This window comes from Kitasatospora sp. NPDC058162, assembly GCF_042884005.1.
Taxonomy (GTDB): Bacteria; Actinomycetota; Actinomycetes; order Streptomycetales; family Streptomycetaceae; genus Kitasatospora.
This window is the reverse complement of sequence record NZ_JBHVUS010000094.1, coordinates 1-1,213: the sequence shown is the minus strand read 5'-3', so window position 1 is coordinate 1,213 and position 1,213 is coordinate 1. Positions and strand designations below refer to the sequence as shown.

At 37.7% G+C, this 1,213-nt stretch carries 1 pseudogene; it reads left to right on the top strand.

The annotated features are described in order from the left end of the window. Positions 1 to 21: 21 nt before the first annotated feature. A pseudogene (locus ACFVXG_RS46155) lies at positions 22 to 1,213 on the top strand (condensation domain-containing protein); the annotation flags it as partial.

Sequence of the window (1,213 nt, the reverse complement as noted above, 5' to 3'; positions counted from 1 at the left end):
GTATATGACGGACAACGTCAAATCACGCTGTCTACAGAGGAAAGCAAGCTATATGATTGGTATGAAAAAGATTATACAAAAGTGCAAGATGTATCGAAAGAGATAGAGTATGCCAGCGATAAATTACAGGCAAGCATAGACCTAGCCACCGGGCCTTTAGTAAAAGTAGGGCTGTTCCATTCAGACAGTGGAGATCATTTACTAATTTGTGTACATCATCTGGTCATAGACGGTGTATCATGGAGAATTCTGCTGGAGGATTTATTTAGTGGATATCGACAAATACAAGAGACAGGTAAAATCACGCTGCCAATGAAAACGGCTTCGTACAAGGAATGGGCGAATGCTTTAACACAATATGCTAAGAGTGAAGTGCTTTCAGATGAAATAGCATACTGGAAAAATATATCGGATAAATCAAATAGTACTGAGACATTCAAGAGTACACAAACAGCAAGTGGTCAATATAAAAATAAAGTAGTGAAAGTGTAATCTGAAACGACGAAAAAGCTGTTGCTCGAAGCTGGAAAGACATATAAAACAGAAATAAACGACTTGTTACTGGCATCGCTGACCATTGCAGTAAAAGAATGGAGAAACTCTAAGTACCTAACCATAGAAATGGAAGGTCACGGGAGAGAGACAATAGATAGAGAGATCGCCATCGATCGTACAGTTGGTTGGTTTACAAGTGTATATCCTATTATTTTGGAGACAAAAGATACTGTTGAAGAAAGCATTTTGGAGACAAAACAAACATTGAAACAGGTCCCTAATCATGGAATTGGATATGGAGTTTTGAGATATCTTGGTGAGCATAGCGGACTTGAGATGAGCGCAGCAATAACATTCAATTATCTTGGAGAATTGGATAACGAGATAGACAGAATTGAAGGAATATCCATGTCGGGAATGCCATTAGGAAGAAGTATGTCAGAAAAAAATTCATCAGGAATGGGATTGTCTCTAAATGGGGCTGTTTTAAATGGGCAACTTGAATTTGACATCATATATGATACTGGATTGTATACTGACGAGGATGCTCAAACATTGGTATTGGCATATGAAAGAGCAATTAAGGATGTTGTCGAAACGTGTTTAACCAGAAAAGGAACAGTAAAAATGCCATTAGATGAAACATTAATTGGTGATAACCGTGATGGCGATCTAAAGTGCATGATACAAAAACAGTTGAATTATTATGGAGATAACC